Raw genomic sequence first — 20,309 nt, forward strand, 5'->3', positions numbered from 1 at the left:
AGGACACCCAAATGGTCGTCATTCGCCTTGCCCGTGGTGGCGCCAAAAAGCGCCCGTTCTACAACATCGTCGCTGCCGATTCGCGCAACCGTCGCGATGGGCGCTTCATCGAGCGCGTTGGTTTCTACAACCCGATGGCTGCAGAGTCCGAAAAAGGCCTGGTCGTCAACGCCGAGCGCCTGGAATACTGGAAGCAGCACGGCGCCCAGCTGTCGCCGACGGTGCTCCGTCTGGCCAAGCAAGCAGCGAAAGCCGCTGCCTGATCGTTCCGGCAGCCCGCCGACATGATCGTACTGGGGCGCATTGTCGCCCCTTTTGGCGTCAAGGGATGGGTCAAGGTTCATCCTTTCGGGGATGATCCGCTGTCCTGGGGCGAGATGCCGCAGTGGTGGCTCGCGGACGACGCCGACGCGCCAGAATCGGCGTGGCAACCGGTCGAGCTCGCGGGGTTCAAGGAGCACGGCGCCGGACTGGTCGCAGCCTTCGTCGGCCACGGCGATCGCAATGCGGCCGAAGCGCTTCAGGGCCGTTTCATCGGGGCGCCGCGCGAAGCGCTGCCCAAACCCGACGCAGACGAATACTACTGGGGCGACCTCATCGGACTGGCGGTCGTCAACCAGGCCGACGAAGCGCTCGGCACGGTCGAAGCCCTGATGTCCACCGGCGCTCACGACGTACTGCAGGTGCGCGACGGCGACGAGGAACGGCTGATTCCGTTCGTCGCAGCTTATGTGCTCGACGTGGATCTCGCAGCGCGGACGATCCGTGTCGATTGGCAAAAGGACTGGTGAAGGCAGCGTGAACGCCCCGGCGGCCGCAAGGCGCTTCGATGTGATCACGCTGTTCCCGGAGATGTTCGCAGCGCTGACGGCGAGCGGTATCACGCGGCGAGCACTGGAGCGCGGTCTCTACGAGATCGCCTTCCACAGCCCGCGGGATTTCGTCTCCGACCCGCACCGCACCGTGGATGACCGCCCGTATGGCGGGGGGCCGGGGATGGTGATGCTGGCCGAACCGCTCGAGAAAGCGGTCGACAGGGCAAGAACGGCGCAGGCGCAAGCGCTCGGCACCGCCGGACGCGTGATCTACCTGTCGCCGCAAGGCCGACCGCTGGATCACGCGAAGGTCGTGGAGCTGACCGCCCTGCCGGCGCTGACGCTGCTGTGCGGACGGTACGAAGGGGTCGATCAACGGCTGATCGATCGCTGCGTCGATGAAGAACTGTCGCTCGGGGACTTCGTCCTTTCGGGCGGCGAACTGCCGGCGATGGTGCTGCTCGACGCGATCGTGCGCCAGCTTCCCGGCGCGCTGAACGATGCGGAATCGGCGCAGGAAGACTCGTTCGTGGATGGGCTGCTCGACTGTCCCCACTACACGAGGCCGGAGATTTACGAAGGAGAGCGCGTACCGCAGGTGCTGCTCTCCGGCAATCACGCCGCGATCCGTCGCTGGCGGCTCAAGCAGGCGTTGGGCACAACCTGGCGACGGCGCCCCGACCTGCTGGACGGGCGCCCGCTGAGCAAGGAAGAATTGTCGCTGCTTGAAGAATTCAGGCACGAACAAGAAGGGGCCGAAGGCGGCAGCGCCTGAACGCCCGCATACAAACCGCATGCATCAGGCTTCGGGCCTGCTCTGCCTGCAAGGCCAAGTGCCATTGAAACGACAGGAGTCGCAAATGAACCTGATTCAGCAGCTCGAACAGGAAGAAATCGCCCGCCTCACGCAGAACAAGACCATCCCCGCGTTCGCTCCCGGTGACACCGTGATCGTTCAGGTGAAAGTCAAGGAAGGCACGCGCGAGCGTCTGCAGGCCTATGAAGGCGTCGTGATCGCGAAGCGCAATCGCGGCCTGAACTCCAATTTCATCGTCCGCAAGATCTCTTCGGGCGAAGGCGTGGAACGCACGTTCCAGACCTACTCGCCGCTGGTCGACAGCATCGAGGTGAAGCGCCGCGGCGACGTGCGCCGCGCCAAGCTGTACTACCTGCGCGAGCGCTCGGGCAAGTCGGCGCGGATCAAGGAAAAGCTCAACTACAAGGCGCCGGCCGCGAAGAAAGCCTGAGCGGACGTCGATCGGTAGCTGGAAACGGGCCTTGCGAGGCCCGTTTTTTGTCGACCTCACTGCCCACCTCACTGCCCACCTCACTGCCCACCTCACCGCGCGACTTCGCCATTGCGACGGCTTCCGCCGCCGTCCGGCATCACGTCAGCGCCGTTCGACCCAGACCAGCATCCCCGCTGCCGCGGCGAGGAACAGCGCGCTCGGCGTCAACGCCGCGAGCGCCGGTTGCCAGCTGTTGATGACGCCGAGGCTCGAAAAGAGGCCATTCAGCAGGTGGAAGCCGATACCGAGCATGACACCGAGAAACACTTTCATGCTGACTCCGCCCATGCGGTCGTGGGTGAAGGAAAACGGCAGCGCCAGCGCCATCATGACGAGCGCCGCGAACGGATAGACGAGCTTCTTCCACAGCGCGATTTCATAACGATCGGCGTTCTGGCGATTCTCGCGCAGGTGGGTGATGTACGCGAAGAGTGTCGCCACCGACATGCGTTCCGGAACGACCATCAGCACGCTCAGGACCTGCGGCGTCAGATCCGAGCGCCACGTGAGTTCGGGCAGATCGACGACGTCGGTGCGGTTGTCGAGGAATCTCGTCTGCCGCACCCCTTCGAGCCGCCACCCCTGCTGCGCCGCGTCGTATTGCCCGGTCGCCGCCTCGCTGATCGACTGCAGCGCGTATTGCGCATCGAAATCGTAGATCCGCACCTGCTCCATGCTGCGATCGGGCAGCACCGTGCGCACGTTGACGACGCGCGAACCGTCCTTGACCCACAGCCCGGAGCGCAACTGGTTCGACACTGCCGAATGGGTCGCCGTCAGCCGCCACTGCTGCGCCGCCTGCTCGGCAGGCGGGGCGACGTATTCGCCGATGACGAACGTCAGCACGACGAAGATCACGCCGATCCCCCCGAGGGCGCGCAGCATCGCGGGCGTGGACATCCCGGACACGCGCATGACGGTGATTTCGGAGTGGCGCGCGAGCGTCGTCAGCGCGTACAGCGTGCCGATCAGCACCGCCACCGGCAGCAGCTCGTACACCCGGCCCGGGATGAGCATCAGGACGAAAATCAGTGCCTGGTGCAGTTCATAACCGTCCTTGCCGACCACATCGAGCTCGTTGATGAAGTCGAAGAACACGAACAGGCCGAGGAAAGCCAGCAGCACCATCGCCGTTGCGCCGAGAATTTCCCGCGCGAGATAGCGGGTCAGCACGCGGTTCATGCGCGGGCTCGCCAGAACGGGGAAATCGCCAGCCGCCGATAGAACATCAGCGCGAGAACCGCGAGAACGACGACGTGCGGCAGCCATACTGCCAGCTCGAACCGCAGCCGGCCCTGCGACACCCACGCCTGGAACACGCTGATCGCATTGCTGTAGACGAGATACGTCAGGATCGCGAACAGCAGGTTGTTCGCGCGCCCCGCGCGAGGATTGACAAACGACAGCGGGATCGCCATCAGCGCCAGCAGCAGCGCGGCGACCGGCATGCCGATACGCCCGAGCAGTTCGCCGAGCTGGCGCGGGGTTGGGTCGGTCAGCAGTTCCAGCGTCGGTGTCGTGCTGGCGCGCGATGCCGGTCCTGCCGCTTCGCGTTCCTCGACGAGGACGCTGTAGCGGTCGAACTCGAGCACGCGGTATTCGGGCGAACCGGGCTCGCCCTCGTAGCGGCGGCCTTTCTCGAGGACGACGAAACGGTCGCCATCCGCGTCGGTGCGCAACGATCCTTCGGCCGACACGATGACATCGAGCCGTCCGTCCTTCTCGGTGCTGACGAAGACGTTGCGAACCTTGCCATCCTCGCCCGCTCCCGTTTCGACGAAGAACACCCGCTGCGCGCCGACCGACTCCCGGAACACTCCGGGCGCAATGCGCGAGGCGTCGTTGCGCGCATCGATTCGCGCCTGGTATTGCGCGCTCTTCAGCTGCGCCCACGGCGCAACGAACAGCGTCACCGCCGCGATCGTGAACACGATCGGCAACGCAAAGCGCAGCACGGGACGGATGAACGCCGTCAGCGGCAGCCCGGAGGCGAACCAGACGACCATCTCGGAATCGCGGTACGAGCGCGACAGCGACAGCAGCACCGCGATGAACACCGTCAGCGACAGCACGATCGGCAGGCGGCTCAGCGAACCGAAGCCGATCAGCGCGAGCACCGCATCGGACGGCAGGCGCCCGCCGGCGGCCTGACCGAGCAGGCGAATCAGCACCACGGTGATCAGAATGGCGAACAGCGCCACGAACACGCCTGCGGCCGACTGGAAGAACTCACGCTGAAGAGCGCGGCTGAAAATCATCGCGCGAAGGATTCGATATGCGTTGGGGAAAGTGACTTTTGACGCATTCGCCGGGGACGGGCCATAATCGGCGGCAATCGGAACGTCGCGTCTATCAAAGGAGCTGTGCGTGGAATTTACCATAAAGACCGGGACGCCGGAAAAACTGAAGACCGGCAGCGTCGTGGTCGGGGTCTTTGCCGACGGACAGCTCGGCGACGCGGCAGCCGCTCTCGACAAGGCTTCGAAGGGAAAATTCGCCGCGCTCCTCGCCCGCGGCGACCTCGAGGACAAGGCCGGCTCGCTGCTGGCGGTCCACGACCTGCCCGGCAGCGCGTGCGAACGCGTGCTTGCCGTGAGCCTCGGCAAGCGCGACGAGTTCGGTGACAAGGCGTGGCGCGACGCGCTCGCCGCTGTCGGCAAGGCTCTCGCGTCGGGTCCGGCGAGCGACGTCGCCGTATGCCTCGCCGATACTCCGGTACCCGGGCGCGACATCGACTGGGCGCTGCAGCAGCTCGTCCGCGCGATCGCGGATGGCGCCTACCGCTTCGACGCGACGAAGAGCAAGGACAAGAAGGACTCGAAGCGGCGCGGCGCGGGCAAGGTCGTGCTGCTGACGCGCGAGAAGATCACGGCGAACATGGAGGTTGCCGTCCAGCGCGGCCAGGCGATCGCAGAAGGCATGGCGCTGGCGAAGGACCTGGGCAATCTGCCCGGCAATTTCTGCACGCCGAGCTATCTCGCGGACACGGCGGTTGCGCTCGGCAAGCAGTACAAGCTCAAGGTCGAAGTGCTCGACCGCGACGACATGGAAAAGCTCGGCATGGGCTCGCTGTTGTCCGTCGCGCGCGGCTCGCACCAGCCGCCCAAGTTCATCGTCATGCACTACAAGGGCGGCAAGTCGAAGGACAAGCCGATCGTGCTGGTCGGCAAAGGCATCACTTTCGATACCGGTGGCATTTCGCTGAAGCCCGGCGCCGAAATGGACGAGATGAAGTTCGACATGTGCGGCGCCGCGAGCGTGCTCGGCACGTTCAAGGCGATCGCGCGCATGGCGCTGCCGATCAACGTCGTCGGCCTGATCCCGACGACCGAGAACATGCCGGGCGGCGGCGCGACGAAACCGGGCGACGTCGTCACGTCGATGAGCGGTCAGACGATCGAGATCCTCAACACCGATGCCGAAGGCCGGCTGATCCTGTGCGACGCGCTGACTTACGCCGAACGCTTCAAGCCCGCCTGCGTCGTCGACATCGCGACGCTCACCGGCGCCTGCGTCATCGCGCTAGGCAAGATCCCGAGCGGACTGCTGGCGAACGACGACGCGCTCGCGCGCGAACTGCTCGACTGCGGCACCATGTCCGGCGACCGCGCGTGGCAGCTGCCGCTGTGGGACGAATACCAGGAGCTGCTGAAGAGCAATTTCGCCGACATGGGGAACATCGGCGGGCGCTTCGCCGGCACGATCACGGCAGCATGCTTCCTCGCGCGCTTCACGAAAGCGTACAAATGGGCGCACCTCGACATCGCCGGTACCGCGTGGGTGTCGGGCGACGCCAAGGGCGCGACGGGGCGGCCCGTGCCGCTGCTCGCCGAATTCCTGATCGCCCGCAGCCAGGGGGCGCCGGGCTGAACGCGGCGTCGACGCTCATGACGCGGGTGCAGTTCTACCACAACGCCGAGAACCCTCTCGCGCTGGCGTGCGAACTGGCTGCCCGCGCCTACGCTGGGGGCCGCCGGGTTGCGCTGCGGGTGTCGGACGCAGCCGCGGCACGCGAGCTCGACCAGCTGCTGTGGACCTTCGACCCGCTGATGTTCGTCCCCCACGCGATGGCGGACGCGCCGTTGGCCGCCCGCACTCCGGTCGTCATCGGCGACGCTGGCCGGACGATCTCCTGGCCGCATGCCGAGCTGCTGTTCAATCTTGCCGACGACATTCCGCCGGATTTCGAGCGCTTTCGCCTGCTCGTCGAGATCGTCGGCCAGAGCGAAGCGCTGAGACTCCCCGCGCGGGCGCGCTGGGCACACTACAAGCAGCGCGAACTGCCGCTGCAGGCGTTCGATGCGGTACGGCGGGAGGCGATATGAGCAGCTGGAGCGAGCCACTGCGGATCGATCCCGACGACGACCTGAAAGCTGCGGACGAACTCCTCGACAAGGCCGATGCGCTGCTGCGCCGACACAAGGGCGCCGATCTTCCGGAACCCGATGAATTCGTCGCGCTCGACGACGACGAACTACCGGTTTTGACCGACATCGTCGACCCGTCCGAACTGGAAGGGCTGGAGCTTGCCGAACCGCTTCCTGCGGCAGCGGCGCCAGAAGAGCCCATCCCGATCGCGGCGAGCGAACTTGCCGAACAGCTCGTCAGCCTCGACACCGCAATTTCGCGTGAAATCGAGAACTGGTTCGCCACCGAACTGCCGCAACTGCTGTCGCGCGAACTCGACAAACTCTCCGACCGCCTGCGGGTCGAAACGCTCGCCCACGTGCGCGCAACCCTGCTCCCGGCGTTGTCGGAGCGCATCTCCCGCAGCCTGGAAGGCGGTCCGGGCAGCGACGCCGGATCTCGCCAGATGTCGCACGACGAATAGGCGACCCGTCAGATCGTACCAGCGGGACGACTCCCGGACGGAGTCGCGGCGGGCGAACACGAAGGATGGGGCACGCGCCCGGATCGCGCTGCAGCGCACCCTCATTCTCTCGCGGCAGACCCCGGTTCGCGACGCTTCACTCGCGATCTCGGCCGGGTTTTCCGAGAACCTGGCGGCACTTTCGGCCCGCTGACCCTGCAGCTGCAGCAGGCGCGGGCGCGAGATGACGTTCTTCTCGAACAGCCGCTGGTTCAGCCGGCTCTCCTCTTCGCATTCGTCTGCAGCTCGACCAGTGAGGCTCCCTTGCCTTCCCGACTGTTCCGTGCCCGCTCGGGCGGATTCCCCGATCAGATGACGTAGAAGTCCGCGTGGGTGACGGCGAGTCCCGGGGTCAGCTGGGCGAACTGCTGGGCAGCCATCGTCCCGGTGCCGTCGGCGTCGTAATAGAGGGCCCCTGTTCCGCCATCGTAGATCACCCGATCCGTCGCATCGTGTGCTTTCGTACCGGCATGGAAGGCAGAGGTGCGCAGGCCACCCGTAACCAGGCCGGTGTAGATCGCGTTCTCCAGGCGGATCATATCGTCCGCCGGCGAGAAATCGGTAATGCGGTCGACGGCGCCGACAAACGGCGCGTCGAACACGAAGATGTCGGTTCCCGTCCCGCCGCTCAGCACGTCCGCGCCCGCTCCGCCCCACAGCCGGTCGTTGCCGGTACTGCCGTACAGCCGATCGTTGCCAGTACCGCCGTACAGCTGGTCGGCACCGGCCCGGCCGTACAATGTGTCGGCGCCGCCAAGACCGAAGATCACGTCGTTGCCGGTCGTTCCGCTCAGCGTGTTCCCCGCGGACGTGCCGGTAATCGTGCCGGGCTGCGTTGTCGAGGCCACGGTGCCACCGCTGGCGATCGGGTCCATCAGGTCGAGCTTCACGTTCCGCGTGCCGATCGTGGCCTGCTGGATCGTGGTGGTGAATCCGCTGCCGGAAAACGTCACCGTGTAGGTGCCGGCGGCCAGCCCGATGTCGTAACCCCCTGCTGCCGTCGTTGTCGTGGTTGTCACCGCTCCGGTGGTGTTGTTCCTGGCGCTGATTGTGAAGCTGCCCAGACCTTCGCCGACGTCGTAACGCCGGTCGCCGTCCAGATCGTCGAAGGCGACACCGGTCAGGAAAGGGCTGGACGCGGTACGGGCGAAATTTTGCGTGACGAACGCGCCTTCGTAGCTGCCGTACTGGCCGACTTCGAGACCGACACCGATCTCGCGGTAGGTGTCGTTCAGCAGGTTGGCGCGGTGGCCGGAGGAATTCATCAGGTTGGTGTGAAGTTGCAGCACCTCGTCCTGCAGGCCGGCAGGGGCGCGTGTGCTCATCCAGGCAATGTTCTCGGCCCACGCCCACGAACCGCTGAACACGTAGCCTGCCGCCTTCATACGCCCACCGGGACTCGATCCGCCTGCGCCGGTATGTGAGAAAGTGTCGGTCGCGATCATCCATGAACTGTGATTCTCGGCCGATTCGTTCAGATCGCCATCGAAGGCGAGCGGCTGAGCGCCCACCTTGGCGCGTTCGCTATTGATGAGTTCGAGCATGTACTGCTCGTAGGCGTTGGCTTGCGACATTCGTTCTGTCCTGGTGTTATTCGATTCATGGAGTCAGTTGGAGCAGGCACTGCGCCGTGCACTGCGCTCCCCTTTGGTGCCACCCCAAGGGCTGTTCACAACCCTGGGTCCCGAAACGGGGCGAGCCATTAAACAGGAGCTCCCCCGCCCCTGCAACCCACTGATCGCCCTGAAAAATGTAAGCAAGAGTGATGCACAACGGCTAATCGGGGATGCGCGCGCGGGCCCCGACTCTGCGTTCCAGCGCGTTCCAATGCAGGTTGGCTGATCGACTGGCCAGGTTCCGGAGGCCCGCCGTCGATCCGCTATAATCCGCCTTTTGCCTTCAAGCCCCCGAGCACACCATGGAACTGGCCAAAAGTTTTGAGCCCGCGGCGATCGAAGCCCGCTGGTATCCCGAGTGGGAATCGCGCGGTCATTTCGACGCCGGCCTCGACAAGTCGAACCCGAACGCGTTCTGCATCCTGTTGCCGCCGCCGAACGTCACCGGCACGCTGCACATGGGCCACGGCTTCAACCAGACGATCATGGATGCGCTGACCCGCTACCACCGCATGCGCGGCTTCAACACATTGTGGCAGCCGGGCACCGACCACGCCGGCATCGCGACGCAGATCGTCGTCGAGCGCCAGCTCGACGCGAAAGGCGTCTCGCGCCACGACCTCGGCCGCGACAAGTTCGTCGAGAAAGTGTGGGAGTGGAAGGAATACTCGGGGGGCACGATCACGCGGCAGATGCGTCGCCTGGGCACGTCCCCCGACTGGAAGCGCGAGCGCTTCACGATGGACGAAGGCCTGTCGAAGACCGTCACCGAGACTTTCGTGCGCCTCTACAACGAAGGCCTGATCTACCGCGGCAAGCGGCTCGTGAACTGGGATCCGAAGCTCGGCACCGCAGTGTCCGACCTCGAAGTCGTCTCGGAAGAGGAAGACGGCTTCCTTTGGCACATCACCTATCCGTTCTCGAACGGGCCGATCGGTGACTTGCAGGGCCTCACGGTCGCGACGACGCGGCCCGAAACGATGCTCGGCGACGTCGCGGTGATGGTGCATCCGGAAGACGAACGCTACGCCCACCTCATCGGCAAGACGGTGCGCCTGCCGCTTTGCGACCGCGACATCCCGATCATCGGCGACGACTACGTCGACCGCGAGTTCGGCACCGGCTGCGTCAAGGTCACGCCGGCGCACGACTTCAACGACTACGCGGTTGGCCTGCGTCATGATCTTCCGATGATCAGCATCCTGCGGCTCGACGCGAACGTCAGCGACGACGCGCCGGAGAAATACCGCGGCCTGGATCGCTTCGTCGCACGCGAAGTCATCGTGCAGGATCTCGAGGCGCAAGGGCTGCTCGCCGGCATCAAGCCGCACAAGCTGATGGTGCCGCGCGGCGACCGCAGCAGCGCGGTCATCGAGCCGATGCTGACCGACCAGTGGTTCGTCGCGATGACGAAGCCCGGCACGGATGGCAAAAGCATCACCGCGAAAGCGCTCGAATGCGTCGCGTCCGGCGAGATCCGGTTCTATCCCGAAAACTGGGTCAACACCTACAACCAGTGGCTCAACAACATCCAGGACTGGTGCATCTCGCGCCAGCTGTGGTGGGGCCACCAGATTCCGGCGTGGTACGCGGACGCCGAAGGCGACGCGCGCGTGTGGGTCGCGCACGACGAAGCCGAGGCGAAATCGCTCGCCGCGCAGGACGGCTACACCGGTCGGCTGCGCCGTGACGACGACGTGCTCGACACGTGGTATTCGTCCGCGCTGTGGCCGTTCTCGACGCTCGACTGGACCGGCGACGAGGCCACTGATGCCGCAAACCCGCTTCTGCAGCAGTACCTGCCGTCGTCGGTGCTCGTGACCGGCTTCGACATCATCTTCTTCTGGGTCGCCCGGATGGTGATGATGACGAAGCACATCACCGGCAGGATCCCGTTTCGCGACGTCTATGTGCACGGGCTGATCCGCGATGCGGAAGGGCAGAAGATGTCGAAGTCGAAAGGCAACGTGCTCGACCCGATCGACCTCATCGACGGCATCTCGGCCGACGAGCTTGCGAAGAAGCGCACGTTCGGCCTGATGAACCCGAAGCAGGCGCAGAGCATCGAGAAGAAGACGCGCAAGGAATTCCCGGAAGGCATTCCCGCGTTCGGCACCGACGCGCTGCGCTTCACGTTCGCGTCGCTCGCGACGCCGGGGCGCGACATCAAGTTCGACCTGTCGCGCTGCGAAGGCTACCGCAACTTCTGCAACAAACTGTGGAACGCGACGCGCTTCGTGCTGATGAACTGCGAAGGCCAGGACTGCGGCATCAGCGCCGCGGCCGGCAGTGCCGCGTGCAACGTCGCGAACCTCGACTTCTCGTTTGCCGACCGCTGGATCGTGTCGAAGCTGCAGCGCACCGAAGCCGACGTCGCGCAGCATTTCAACGACTACCGCTTCGACCTCGTCTCGAAAGCGGTGTATGAATTCGTCTGGGACGAGTACTGCGACTGGTACCTCGAGCTCGCCAAAGTGCAGATCCAGGGCGGCACCGAAGCGCAGCAGCGCGCGACGCGTCGCACCTTGCTGCGCGTGCTCGAGACGGTGCTGCGCCTCGCGCATCCGCTGATCCCGTTCATCACCGAGGAGCTGTGGCAGACCGTTGCGCCGCTCGCCGGGCGCAAGGACACCGACAGCATCATGCTGGCGCGCTATCCCGAAGCCGACCTGTCACGGCTCGACGAAGCGTCCGAGGCGAAGATCGCCGAGCTGAAGGCGATCATCGGCACCTGCCGCAACCTGCGCAGCGAGATGAACATCTCGCCCGCGCAGCGCATGCCGCTCGTCGCCGCGGGCGACGCGACGACGCTCAAGAGCCATGCGCCTTATCTCGCCGGCCTTGCGCGCCTGTCGGAGGTCGCGGTCGTCGACGAGATCGGCACCGACGAACTCGCTCCGGTCGCCGTCGCCGGCAGCTTCAAGCTGATGTTGCGCGTCGAAATCGACATCGCCGCGGAGCGCGAGCGCATCGCGAAAGAGATCGCGCGGCTCGAAGGCGAGATGACGAAAGCCGAGAGCAAGCTCGGCAACGAGAGCTTCGTCGCACGCGCACCGGCGACGGTCGTACAGCAGGAACGCGAGCGGCTCGCCGGGTTCAAAGCGACGGTCGAAAAACTGCGTCCGCAACTCGAAAAACTCGGCGCACGCTGAGCCGGGCACGGCGTAACACAAGGGGCCACCCGCAGTTAATGGGTGGCCCCTTTTTTTACGGCGCCGAGTCACGGCGATAAAAAAGGAACCCCGCCGTCCTACTTGCGTCGCAGGAAGAATTCGAAAGCCTGGTCGGCCGTCTCGCCCTGCTGCAGCAGATCGTTGCCGGTCTGCTTCGCGAACGCCTGGAAATCCTTCACCGATCCGGGGTCCGTCGCGAGCACGCGCACCACCTGGCCCGGCGTCATTTCCGCGAGCATCTTCTTCGCGCGCAGGATCGGCAGCGGGCAGGTCAGCCCGCGTGCATCGACTTCCTTGTCGAAATCCATCTGTCCCTTCCTCATCGCATTCGTCGATCGATCAAGCGGCGGATTCTAAAGGCTCACTCGCCATTCGCGAAAGGCCACCTGCGCGCCTCATGAGAAAACGCAGGGCCGCCCCAAGCTTTCTTGTCCCGCTCGGGGGCGGAAACGGCAAAGCCGTTTACTGGGGGCGCTCAGTTCCCGTCGCGCCTGTCGAGGCGGCGTTGGCGTTCCTCGGCCTTCAGCTCGCGCATCCGCGCATCGACGGCGGAAAGCTCGTAGAAGTCGCCGTCCCCGGCGCGGCGCGCGAGGTCGAGTTGCTCGATCGCTGCCGGCATACTTCCCTGCAGCACGTACACTTCCGCCTGGGCACGATGCTGCGCGGTGCGGCGGCCGAGCGCCGCCTCCGAGCGCGCGACGAGCGTCCACATGCGGTCGTCGTCGGTGCGACGCAGCGCGTCCGCCCGCGCCATCGCGGCCGCCTCGGGGGCGCGACCGGCGTGCAGCAACGCATCGACCAGCGCGTAGCGCAGCGCCCGGCTGTCGGGAAACCGTCCCTGCGCCGCCTCGAGGATCTTCACCGCGGCGGCGGGGTCACGCGCCGCAAGGCGCAACTCGGCGGCGAGAGATTCGATGAACGGCGATGCAGGAGCGTCACTTCGCAGCGCGTCGAGCGCCTTGGTCGCCTCATCGATCCGCCCGGTGGCGAGCAGCGCGCGCGCCAGCCCGTAGCGCGCCGCGGCGTCGGCTCCGGGTTTCGCCGCCAGTGACTGGAATTCCCGCACGGCATCGAGCGGCGCGACCGCGCCGACCCGCAGCTTCGCCCGCACGAAGCCGAAATCCTGCGAATCCGGCACCTGCCGATAGCGCATCTGCGCGACACGGTTGCCCATGTCCGAAATCCGCTCGCCGGTCAGCGGGTGGGTGCGCAGGTAGCTCGGCGCATTGTTCTCATAGAAACGGCTCGCGCGTTGCAGGCGCTCGAAAAAACTCGGCATGCCGCGCACGTCGTAGCCGGCGCCTTCGAGCGTCTGCAGACCCAGGCGATCGGCCTCGCGTTCGAAGTCGCGCGTGTAGCCGAGCTGAGACTGGATCGCCCCGGCTTGCCCGGCGGCGATCGCCGCCTCGCTGATCTCTGAATTGCTGCGCGCAGCCAGCACTGCGACGAGCAGCGACGCGAGCATCACCATGCTCGACTGGCTCTGCTTGCCGACCAGCTGGGCAATGTGGCGCTGCGTCACGTGGGCGATTTCGTGTCCGAGCACTGAAGCGAGCTCGGATTCCGATTCGGCCGCCAGGATCAGCCCGCTATGCACGCCGATGAACCCGCCCGGCAGCGCGAATGCGTTGAGCGTCGCATCGCGGATGACGAAGAAGTCGAACGCCTGGTACGGCGCCGCGCTCGCCGTCACGAGGCGCTGCCCGAGGCGATCGATGTAGTCCTCGATTTCGGCGTCGTCGAGATAGGCGGCGTCGCGAAAACGGATCTCGCGAATGATCGACTCGCCGATCCTGCGCTCGGCGAGCGGAGAAAGCTCCGACGCCGCGACGTCGCCCAGGTCCGGCAGATCGGCCGCGTTCAGGCGCGGCATCATCGCGACGCACAGCAGCAGGATAAAAAGTCGTTTGATCATCGGGTGCTATGATACCCATCCACTTCCAACCGTTCCGCGCGGAATGTATCGCGCTATCGCCGCGACGCGCACACAGCTCATGACCCAACCCGGCACGCCTCCGCTCGACACCCCGATCCTCACCCATTTCGACGCCGACGGACAGGCCCACATGGTGGATGTCGGCGACAAGCGCGAAACCCGTCGCGTCGCAATCGCCCAAGGCCGGATCACGATGCAACCGGCGACGTTCGCGATGATCCAGTCCGGCACCGCGAAAAAAGGCGACGTGCTCGGCATCGCCCGTATCGCAGCAATTCAGGCATCGAAGCGCGCCAGCGAGCTGATCCCGCTGTGCCACCCGATTGCGCTGACGCGGGTCGCAGTCGAGTTCGCGCTCGACGCGCCGGCGAGCGCGATCGCCTGCAGCGTGACCGCGGAAACCGTCGGACGCACCGGTGTCGAGATGGAAGCGCTCACCGCGGTCAGCGTCGCGCTGCTGACGATCTACGACATGTGCAAGGCGGTCGACCGCGGCATGCGCATGGACGGCATCCAGCTCGTCGAGAAACTCGGCGGCAAGTCGGGGCACTGGGTCGCCGGGAACCCCGGATAGCCGATGCTGCAGCCCCGTGCGGCGACGCGCCCCCTTCCCCCGCGAACGCGTTCGCGGGGACAGCGGAGATCACCTCGATCACAATTTCGGCGACCGATACCCGAACCTTGCAAGTTGACGATCGCGAACTAGAATAGGGGTGTGCCCCGCGTGGTCGGTCAAAGTCTTTCGGAGGCAGTATTTCGGAAAGACAAGCGTAATTGCAGACCGGCCATAACGCGGGGCTATTTCTTTGTTGCCGGTCTTTGTAGCCGGCCGGTTCCACCTTCCCTTTCCCGAAAGCACGCCGGCCGGATGCTAAGGGAGCTTGCCGAGTCCGACGGCCCAAAGGTGCGCCGCGATCAATGCGCGCCACGGCGAGAATTCCGCAAGCCAGTGCTTCGCCTGCCTTTCGGTGACGCTGTCCGAGCAATCGAGCACCGTCTGCAGGCTGCGGCGCACCGCGACGTCGCCGTGCAGCGATCCGTCCAGCCAGCCGAAACCCCGCAGCAGCGCGTAATCGACCGTCCACGGCCCGATGCCGCGCACGCGCATCAGGCGCTCGCGGATCTCGTCGACCGGCGGCGTCGCGGTCCATGCATCGAGGGGCAGTTCGTCCGCGGCGACGAGATGGCCAAGCCTGATCAGAGTCTGCGCTTTCGCCTGCGAGAATCCGGCCGATCGCAGATCCGCCTCGTTCAGCATGGCGACCCGCTGCGCATCGGGGTAGCACGCAAGGCCGGCCGAATGGCGCAGCCCGGCGACTTCGATCAGCCGGCGCCGTAGCGAAACCGCTGCCCGCACGCTGATCTGCTGTCCGGTGATCGCCCAACTGAGCGCTTCGAACGGACTCGCCGACAGCGGCACCCGCAGCCCGGGATGGCGGGCGATGAGCGGGCCCAGTTGCGGATGGTCGCGATAGGCGCGTTCGAACACTTCGACCTGCTGGGTCAGGCCCAGCATGCGTGGCAGCAACTGTGCGAGCGCCGCCGGCGCAGCGGCACTCGCCCCGCCGTCGACCGCGAGTTCGGCGCTCGCCTGCGCGCCGTCGAAGCGGATCGTCAGGCATGCCGGGCGGCCTTCCCACGCGACGCCTTTGTGCAGCGTTTGTCCCTCGACTCGTTCCGCAACCGCGAGCGGATCGCGGCGATGGAAAGCAAGCACATCGTCGGTGCGGAAATCCGCCGGCAACCCGACGCGACAGGCCAACACCGCAGTCATCGCCCGGCCTCCCGATCGAGCAGCGCCCGCTTGCGTTCGATGCCCCAGCGGTAGCCCGACAGCTGCCCGTCGTTGCGCACCACGCGATGACACGGAATCGCAACAGCCAACGGGTTTGCGGCGCACGCTCCGGCCACTGCCCGGACGGCCTTCGGCGCGCCGAGTCGCTGCGCGATCTCGGCGTAGCTCGCTGTCCGGCCCGCGGGAATCTCCCGCAACGCCTGCCACACCCGTTGCTGGAATGCCGTGCCGCGAATGTCGAGCGGCAGATCCAGCCCGAGCGCCGGAGCTTCGACGAACCTGACCACGGCGGCGACAGTCTGCTCTAAACCGGCGTCACCGCCGATCAGCATGGCGCGCGGAAAGCGGCCCTGCAGGTCATCCGCGAGCCGCGCCGCATTGTCGCCGATCAGGATCGCACACACCCCCCGCGCGCTCGCGGCGACGAGAATCGCCCCCAGCGAACATTCGCCGATCGCAAACCGGACGCTTGCTGTCGCCAGCGTTTCACGCTTTATCGTCATGATCCTGCATCCTTTCCGGGGTCCGATGGCTAGAATCTAGCGGACGCCGGATAATCGCGCACTCCGGCTCTTGCTTTCGAATTCGGTGGACCGCGAAACTGTAAGGCAGATCCGTAACGAACGACAAGGCCTTCAAGGAGCCGCGAAACTGCCGTTCCGATGAATCATCCCCACGCGGTGACAGAACTTCCATCGAGCGGCCGGACCAGAGGATCAATCAGGATGAAAAAATGCAGGAAATGCTTGCTGCCGGACATCGTACCCGGAGCTGATATTGACGCGAGCGGAGAGTGCAGCTTCTGCCGCACCCGGTCGCCCGACGCTCATGCGACTTCCGCGGCGTCGGAGTATCGCGAAGATCTTGAAGCCACCCTGAAAGCAGCGCGCAACCATCCCGGCTCCGAATACGACTGCGTGGTCCCGCTCAGCGGAGGGAAGGACAGTTTGTACCTCCTTCACCGCCTGAAAGTCGATTACGGCCTGCGAGTGCTCGCTTTCACCTGCGATATCGACCTGCCGCCCGTAGCATGGGCCAACATCCGCCTTGCGCTGAGCAAGCTCGACATCGATCACGTCGTTTTCAGACCCGCGCACGGGTTCCTGACGAAGCTCTTTCGCTACCTCCTGTGCAATCAGGAAGCGCGCGGCGCGGTGTACACCGTTTCCTACGTTTACGCGCCGCTGTTTGAAGGGGCTGCAATCCGCCTGGCGCTGGAGAAAAACATCCCGCTCATTCTCGCCGGCTATTCGCCGGGCCAGCCCGAGCCCGAACGCATGCTCTACGAGTTCGATCCCGCGCTGATCCGGAGCGAGGACTGGACGCCGCCGCACCTCGTCGAGAGCGGACAATTCTCCGCCGACGAACTCGCCGCTTTCTACAATCCGCTCAAATTGCCGGGAAACACCACCTTCCCGCGCTATCTCGCTCCTTACCACGCCTGGGATTATGATCAGGACCAGGTGATTCGCAAGGTGACCGAGCTCGGGCTCGTGCAGCGCAGCTCCCATGCGAATCCGATCGTCAGCAACTATCCGATCAACTGGCTGATGATGTTTTCGGACCTGAAGCATTTCGGTTACAACCCTTATGTGCCCGAGTTCTCGGCGCTGATCCGCGAAGGGAAGGCCAGCCGGAATTACTGGCGGCTCGCAACGCCCGTCGTCAACTTCATGATCCGCAACAAGATCGGCCTGGGACGCGAGGTGCGCCGCAGCATGAACTGGTTAAGCCTCGCGGAAGCCGATCTTCGCATCACACTGCCGAAAGGCGCTTACGACCCTCCGTTGTTGCGCCGCGCCTGAAATGAACGCTTCGCTGCAGACACTGCCGGCGCGCTTGCAGGCTCGAGCGACCGCCTCGCCCGATCAGCTCGCCTATCTGCGCCAGGTCGACGGGCGCGAATGGCAGCCGATCACGTGGCGCGAACTCGCACGGCGGGTCGATATCCTCACCGGTCATTTCTCCGACCTCGGTCTGCAAAGCGGCGACCGGGTAGCGATCGCCCTGCCAACCTCGCCCGAGTGGGAGTATTGCCAGCTCGCGGCGCTTGCGGTGGGAGCCGTCGTCGTCGGCATCGACGCGCACGATGCACCCCGTAACGTCCGGCACATCCTGGACCTCGCCAAGCCGCGCCTCCTGATAACCTCCACCGCCGACACGCTTCGGACCTTCGGCGAGCTGTGGCGAATTCCGGAGATCACGATCACCTGTGAGCGGGACTCCTCGCTCGGCCACGGTCACACTCTCGGACAGCTGCTGGATACGGCCAACGGCCCTCGCTCTGCGGCGTCCCCTCCCCTGCCCGAAGACATCGCCACGATCGTCTTCACTTCAGGCAGCACCGGACAGCCAAAAGGTATCGCGTACTCGCATCGGCAGATCGCGCAAGCATGCGACACCATTCTCGAGCGTTTTCCTTCGCTGCAGCAGGATTCGCGTCTGGTCTGCTGGCTGCCCCTGTCGAACCTCTTTCAGCGCATCATCAACTTCTGCGCATTGAGCTGCGGGGCGAGATCGTATTTCGTCGATAAGCCCGATCAAGTTGTCCGCCTTCTACCCCAGATCCAGCCGACCTTCTTCCTCGGCGTCCCTCGTTTCTTCGAGAAGTTGCACGCCGGAATCCTCGGCGAGCTCGCGAAGCAGCCTGCGCCGGTTCGGGGTCTCATCCATGGCGCATGGACTGTCGGCTGCCGCGTTGCCGAGGCGCGCCGCGCCGGCCGACGACCGGCGCGGGTGTGGCGCGCGCTGCACCCGCTCGCGACGCCTCTTCTGCGCCGGGTGCGGTCGGTCATGGGGCACGAACTGCAGTTCATGGTCAGCGGCTCTGCGCCGATGCCGCGCTGGCTGCTGGAGCGTTTCCACGGCCTGGGCTGGCTTGTCCTCGAAGCCTACGGCATCAGCGAGAACGTGATTCCGGTCGCCGTGAACACCCCGCAGCGCTTTCGCTTCGGAAGCGTAGGCCAGGCGCTTCCCGGCAACGAACTGCGGGTGGCCGACGACCATGAGCTATTGGTCCGCGGCCCTGGCGTGTTTTCGGGCTACTACGGCGAAACCGCGGACGTGGCGCCGCTCAGTCCCGACGGGTTCCTGCACACCGGCGATTACGCCCGCATCGACGACGACGGCTACGTCTGGCTCGAGGGACGCAAAAGCGAAGTGTTCAAGACCTCGACAGGCCGCCGCATCGCTCCAGCGCCGATCGAGGCGGCACTGAAGCAGCTTGACTACGTCGATCACGCGGTCATCGTCGGGCGGGATCGACCCTACCCGGTCGCCATTCTTGCGCTCGACGCCCGGCATCCGCTCGCCGGTGAAATTCACACCGCCGCAACATCCACCGCAATCTCGGCTGACGTCGCTGCCGCCTGCGAGGGCTTCAGTGATTACCAGCGCCCCGGAGCGATCATTCTCAGCGTGCATGCGTTCACGGTCACCGGCGGCGAACTCACGGCCAACCTCAAGCTTCGGCGCAAGCCGATCGAAGAACGATTTCGCGCACAGATCGAGGAAGCATATGACCGTGCTTCACATCGCGCGCCAACCACCCCCTCCCGACCCCGAGTGATCAACGCACCATGAATACCTATTTCGTCACCGGCGCGTCAGGCGCTGTCGGCAGCGCCCTGGTTCCTCTGCTGTACGCGGATACGCGCACGCGCGTGCGGATTCTCCTGCGGGCAAAGTCGGAACATCACCTGAATGAACGCCTGGAGGAGTTGTGCCGGTTCTGGAACCTGCCTCCGAACGCCGAAGCTCGCACGCGGCTGACAGCGCTGCGCGGCGATGCGTCGCAGCCCAAGTTCGGCTTGAACGACACCGAGTACGCGACGCTGGGCGCCGACACCACACACATCATTCACTGCGCGGCCAGCGTGCGCATGAATGACACACTCGATGACGCGCGCCGCTCGGCCGTCGGTTCGGCGCAAGAGATTCTGTCGCTGGCCCGCACGCTTGCGCACAACGGAACCTTGCGCAAAGTGGATTTCGTCAGCACCGTAGGCATCGCCGGCAAACGTCCCGGCGCATTGCCCGAACGCTGGATCGACGAACCGCGCGCGTTTCACAACACTTACGAGCAATCCAAAGCAGAAGCCGAAATTCTCGTTCGCGCCGCGATCGAACAGGAGCATCTGCCGATCACGGTGCATCGGCCGAGCATGGTGATCGGCGATTCGCGTGACGGCCGCATCATCCATTTCCAGATCTTCTACTTCATCTGCGAATTTCTTTCCGGCCGCCGTACTTACGTGGTGCTACCGGATCTGGGCGAGGTGCGGCTCGACATCATCCCGGTCGATGCCGTCGCCAGCGCAATCGCACGTGCGACCGTCGATGAGCAGACCGTGGGTCGGATCTACCATCTGTGCTCGGGCCCCGAGCGTTCGATTCCGCTCAAGACACTGCGATCGCGCGTCCAAGAGATATTCGCCCGCCACGGTCTCGCCGTCCCGTTCGGCATCCTGTTGCCGCACCGCTTGTTCTCGGTGCTGCAACAGGCCGCCCTACGTTTCGCTCCGGCACATCGCAGGGGAGCCCTTGCGACTCTTCCGATCTATGTCGACTACCTCGGCGACCAGCAAGGGTTCGACAACAAGGAATATCTGGCTTGGCTAGCGACCAGCGGCACGAGCCTGCCGCGCTGGGAAGACTATCTGCCGCGGGTTCTCGAGCGCTACCTGGATAAAAAACATCCGCGTGGATGAACGAAGCGGGCCTCTCGAGCGCAGTCCTGCCGAATAAGCACGACGCACGCTGCAGGCACGGCAGGAAAAGCGTGGAGGGGCATTCTGGCGAAATGCCCCTCCCGGT

At 65.2% G+C, this 20,309-nt stretch carries 19 protein-coding genes; 12 read left to right on the forward strand and 7 right to left on the reverse strand.

Going from position 1 to position 20,309, the window contains the following annotated elements; translation table 11 throughout:
• Window positions 1–11: 11 nt before the first annotated feature.
• The 4 genes from rpsP (at window position 12) to rplS (ending at window position 2,062) form a co-directional block, all read left to right on the forward strand.
• Window positions 12–263 (forward strand): 30S ribosomal protein S16, encoded by a 252-nt coding sequence (gene rpsP, locus PA01_02085; GenBank protein KON80591.1) that lies wholly within the window; start codon window positions 12–14, stop codon window positions 261–263.
• Between the two features lie 21 nt (window positions 264–284).
• Window positions 285–791 (forward strand): ribosome maturation factor RimM, encoded by a 507-nt coding sequence (gene rimM, locus PA01_02090; protein KON80592.1) that lies wholly within the window; start codon window positions 285–287, stop codon window positions 789–791.
• A 7-nt stretch (window positions 792–798) separates the two neighbouring features.
• Window positions 799–1,590 (forward strand): tRNA (guanosine(37)-N1)-methyltransferase TrmD, encoded by a 792-nt coding sequence (gene trmD, locus PA01_02095; GenBank protein ID KON80593.1) that lies wholly within the window; start codon window positions 799–801, stop codon window positions 1,588–1,590.
• A gap of 85 nt (window positions 1,591–1,675) precedes the next feature.
• Entirely contained in the window at window positions 1,676–2,062 is a 387-nt protein-coding gene (gene rplS / locus PA01_02100; protein KON80594.1) for a 50S ribosomal protein L19, read from the forward strand.
• A 144-nt stretch (window positions 2,063–2,206) separates the two neighbouring features.
• Here rplS and lptG read toward each other — a convergent pair whose 3' ends face one another.
• Entirely contained in the window at window positions 2,207–3,286 is a 1,080-nt protein-coding gene (gene lptG / locus PA01_02105; GenBank protein ID KON80595.1) for an LPS export ABC transporter permease LptG, read from the reverse strand.
• Window positions 3,283–4,362 carry an LPS export ABC transporter permease LptF gene (gene lptF / locus PA01_02110; GenBank protein ID KON80596.1) on the reverse strand — a complete coding sequence of 360 codons (1,080 nt, stop codon included), beginning with the start codon at window positions 4,360–4,362 and terminating at the stop codon, window positions 3,283–3,285. The genes lptG and lptF overlap by 4 nt, the downstream gene beginning before the upstream one ends.
• A 109-nt stretch (window positions 4,363–4,471) precedes the next feature.
• Between lptF and PA01_02115 the strand changes: the two genes are divergently transcribed.
• From PA01_02115 to PA01_02125, 3 genes are read left to right on the forward strand one after another with little or no spacing between them, the layout of a single operon-like run.
• On the forward strand, window positions 4,472–5,974 hold the full coding sequence (locus PA01_02115; protein ID KON80597.1) for a leucyl aminopeptidase: 1,503 nt from the start codon (window positions 4,472–4,474) through the stop codon (window positions 5,972–5,974).
• A 17-nt stretch (window positions 5,975–5,991) separates the two neighbouring features.
• Window positions 5,992–6,429, forward strand: a complete 438-nt coding sequence (locus tag PA01_02120) for a DNA polymerase III subunit chi (GenBank protein KON80598.1) — start codon at window positions 5,992–5,994, stop codon at window positions 6,427–6,429.
• Window positions 6,426–6,935: a hypothetical protein gene (locus tag PA01_02125; GenBank protein ID KON80599.1), complete on the forward strand. Its 510-nt coding sequence runs from the start codon at window positions 6,426–6,428 to the stop codon at window positions 6,933–6,935. The genes PA01_02120 and PA01_02125 overlap by 4 nt, the downstream gene beginning before the upstream one ends.
• A 347-nt stretch (window positions 6,936–7,282) precedes the next feature.
• On the opposite strand, the gene PA01_02130 is transcribed toward PA01_02125, so the two are convergent.
• Window positions 7,283–8,548 (reverse strand): CAP domain-containing protein, encoded by a 1,266-nt coding sequence (locus PA01_02130; GenBank protein KON80600.1) that lies wholly within the window; start codon window positions 8,546–8,548, stop codon window positions 7,283–7,285.
• A gap of 344 nt (window positions 8,549–8,892) precedes the next feature.
• Here PA01_02130 and PA01_02135 point away from each other — a divergent pair, with 344 nt between their 5' ends.
• Window positions 8,893–11,742 carry a valine--tRNA ligase gene (locus tag PA01_02135; GenBank protein ID KON80601.1) on the forward strand — a complete coding sequence of 950 codons (2,850 nt, stop codon included), beginning with the start codon at window positions 8,893–8,895 and terminating at the stop codon, window positions 11,740–11,742.
• A gap of 98 nt (window positions 11,743–11,840) precedes the next feature.
• On the opposite strand, the gene PA01_02140 is transcribed toward PA01_02135, so the two are convergent.
• Both PA01_02140 and PA01_02145 read right to left on the reverse strand, forming a co-directional pair.
• On the reverse strand, window positions 11,841–12,071 hold the full coding sequence (locus PA01_02140; GenBank protein KON80602.1) for a sulfurtransferase TusA family protein: 231 nt from the start codon (window positions 12,069–12,071) through the stop codon (window positions 11,841–11,843).
• Between the two features lie 167 nt (window positions 12,072–12,238).
• Window positions 12,239–13,678 carry a M48 family metalloprotease gene (locus PA01_02145; protein ID KON80603.1) on the reverse strand — a complete coding sequence of 480 codons (1,440 nt, stop codon included), beginning with the start codon at window positions 13,676–13,678 and terminating at the stop codon, window positions 12,239–12,241.
• Window positions 13,679–13,757: 79 nt separating this feature from the next.
• Here PA01_02145 and moaC point away from each other — a divergent pair, with 79 nt between their 5' ends.
• Window positions 13,758–14,273: a cyclic pyranopterin monophosphate synthase MoaC gene (gene moaC, locus PA01_02150; protein KON82247.1), complete on the forward strand. Its 516-nt coding sequence runs from the start codon at window positions 13,758–13,760 to the stop codon at window positions 14,271–14,273.
• Between the two features lie 297 nt (window positions 14,274–14,570).
• Here the strand turns inward: moaC and PA01_02155 are convergent, their stop codons facing one another.
• Together PA01_02155 and PA01_02160 are read right to left on the reverse strand one after the other, a co-directional pair.
• Window positions 14,571–15,473, reverse strand: a complete 903-nt coding sequence (locus tag PA01_02155) for a 3-methyladenine DNA glycosylase 2 (GenBank protein ID KON80604.1) — start codon at window positions 15,471–15,473, stop codon at window positions 14,571–14,573.
• Window positions 15,470–15,997, reverse strand: a complete 528-nt coding sequence (locus PA01_02160) for a methylated-DNA--[protein]-cysteine S-methyltransferase (protein ID KON80605.1) — start codon at window positions 15,995–15,997, stop codon at window positions 15,470–15,472. Before PA01_02160 ends, PA01_02155 begins: the two co-directional genes overlap by 4 nt.
• 243 nt (window positions 15,998–16,240) lie before the next feature.
• On the opposite strand from PA01_02160, the gene PA01_02165 reads away from it, so the two are divergent.
• The 3 genes from PA01_02165 to PA01_02175 are packed head-to-tail and all read left to right on the forward strand — an operon-like array spanning window position 16,241 to window position 20,203.
• Window positions 16,241–17,299 (forward strand): hypothetical protein, encoded by a 1,059-nt coding sequence (locus PA01_02165; GenBank protein ID KON80606.2) that lies wholly within the window; start codon window positions 16,241–16,243, stop codon window positions 17,297–17,299.
• A 1-nt stretch (window position 17,300) separates the two neighbouring features.
• Window positions 17,301–19,076: an AMP-binding protein gene (locus PA01_02170; protein ID KON80607.1), complete on the forward strand. Its 1,776-nt coding sequence runs from the start codon at window positions 17,301–17,303 to the stop codon at window positions 19,074–19,076.
• Window positions 19,073–20,203 carry an SDR family oxidoreductase gene (locus tag PA01_02175; protein KON80608.1) on the forward strand — a complete coding sequence of 377 codons (1,131 nt, stop codon included), beginning with the start codon at window positions 19,073–19,075 and terminating at the stop codon, window positions 20,201–20,203. The genes PA01_02170 and PA01_02175 overlap by 4 nt, the downstream gene beginning before the upstream one ends.
• Window positions 20,204–20,309 lie beyond the last annotated feature (106 nt).

Origin of the sequence: Azoarcus sp. PA01 (assembly GCA_001274695.2) — a bacterium.
GTDB lineage: Bacteria > Pseudomonadota > Gammaproteobacteria > Burkholderiales > Rhodocyclaceae > Aromatoleum.

Excerpts from the sequence above, each read along its gene's own strand:
- rpsP (KON80591.1), top strand. The coding sequence starts at position 12 with ATGGTCGTCATTCGCCTTGCCCGTGGTGGCGCCAAAAAGCGCCCGTTC.
- rimM (KON80592.1), top strand. The coding sequence starts at position 285 with ATGATCGTACTGGGGCGCATTGTCGCCCCTTTTGGCGTCAAGGGATGG.
- rplS (KON80594.1), top strand. The coding sequence starts at position 1,676 with ATGAACCTGATTCAGCAGCTCGAACAGGAAGAAATCGCCCGCCTCACG.
- lptG (KON80595.1), bottom strand. The coding sequence starts at position 3,286 with ATGAACCGCGTGCTGACCCGCTATCTCGCGCGGGAAATTCTCGGCGCA.
- lptF (KON80596.1), bottom strand. The coding sequence starts at position 4,362 with ATGATTTTCAGCCGCGCTCTTCAGCGTGAGTTCTTCCAGTCGGCCGCA.
- PA01_02120 (KON80598.1), top strand. The coding sequence starts at position 5,992 with ATGACGCGGGTGCAGTTCTACCACAACGCCGAGAACCCTCTCGCGCTG.
- PA01_02125 (KON80599.1), top strand. The coding sequence starts at position 6,426 with ATGAGCAGCTGGAGCGAGCCACTGCGGATCGATCCCGACGACGACCTG.
- PA01_02130 (KON80600.1), bottom strand. The coding sequence starts at position 8,548 with ATGTCGCAAGCCAACGCCTACGAGCAGTACATGCTCGAACTCATCAAT.
- PA01_02135 (KON80601.1), top strand. The coding sequence starts at position 8,893 with ATGGAACTGGCCAAAAGTTTTGAGCCCGCGGCGATCGAAGCCCGCTGG.
- PA01_02140 (KON80602.1), bottom strand. The coding sequence starts at position 12,071 with ATGGATTTCGACAAGGAAGTCGATGCACGCGGGCTGACCTGCCCGCTG.
- PA01_02145 (KON80603.1), bottom strand. The coding sequence starts at position 13,678 with ATGATCAAACGACTTTTTATCCTGCTGCTGTGCGTCGCGATGATGCCG.
- moaC (KON82247.1), top strand. The coding sequence starts at position 13,758 with ATGACCCAACCCGGCACGCCTCCGCTCGACACCCCGATCCTCACCCAT.
- PA01_02155 (KON80604.1), bottom strand. The coding sequence starts at position 15,473 with ATGACTGCGGTGTTGGCCTGTCGCGTCGGGTTGCCGGCGGATTTCCGC.
- PA01_02160 (KON80605.1), bottom strand. The coding sequence starts at position 15,997 with ATGACGATAAAGCGTGAAACGCTGGCGACAGCAAGCGTCCGGTTTGCG.
- PA01_02170 (KON80607.1), top strand. The coding sequence starts at position 17,301 with ATGAACGCTTCGCTGCAGACACTGCCGGCGCGCTTGCAGGCTCGAGCG.
- PA01_02175 (KON80608.1), top strand. The coding sequence starts at position 19,073 with ATGAATACCTATTTCGTCACCGGCGCGTCAGGCGCTGTCGGCAGCGCC.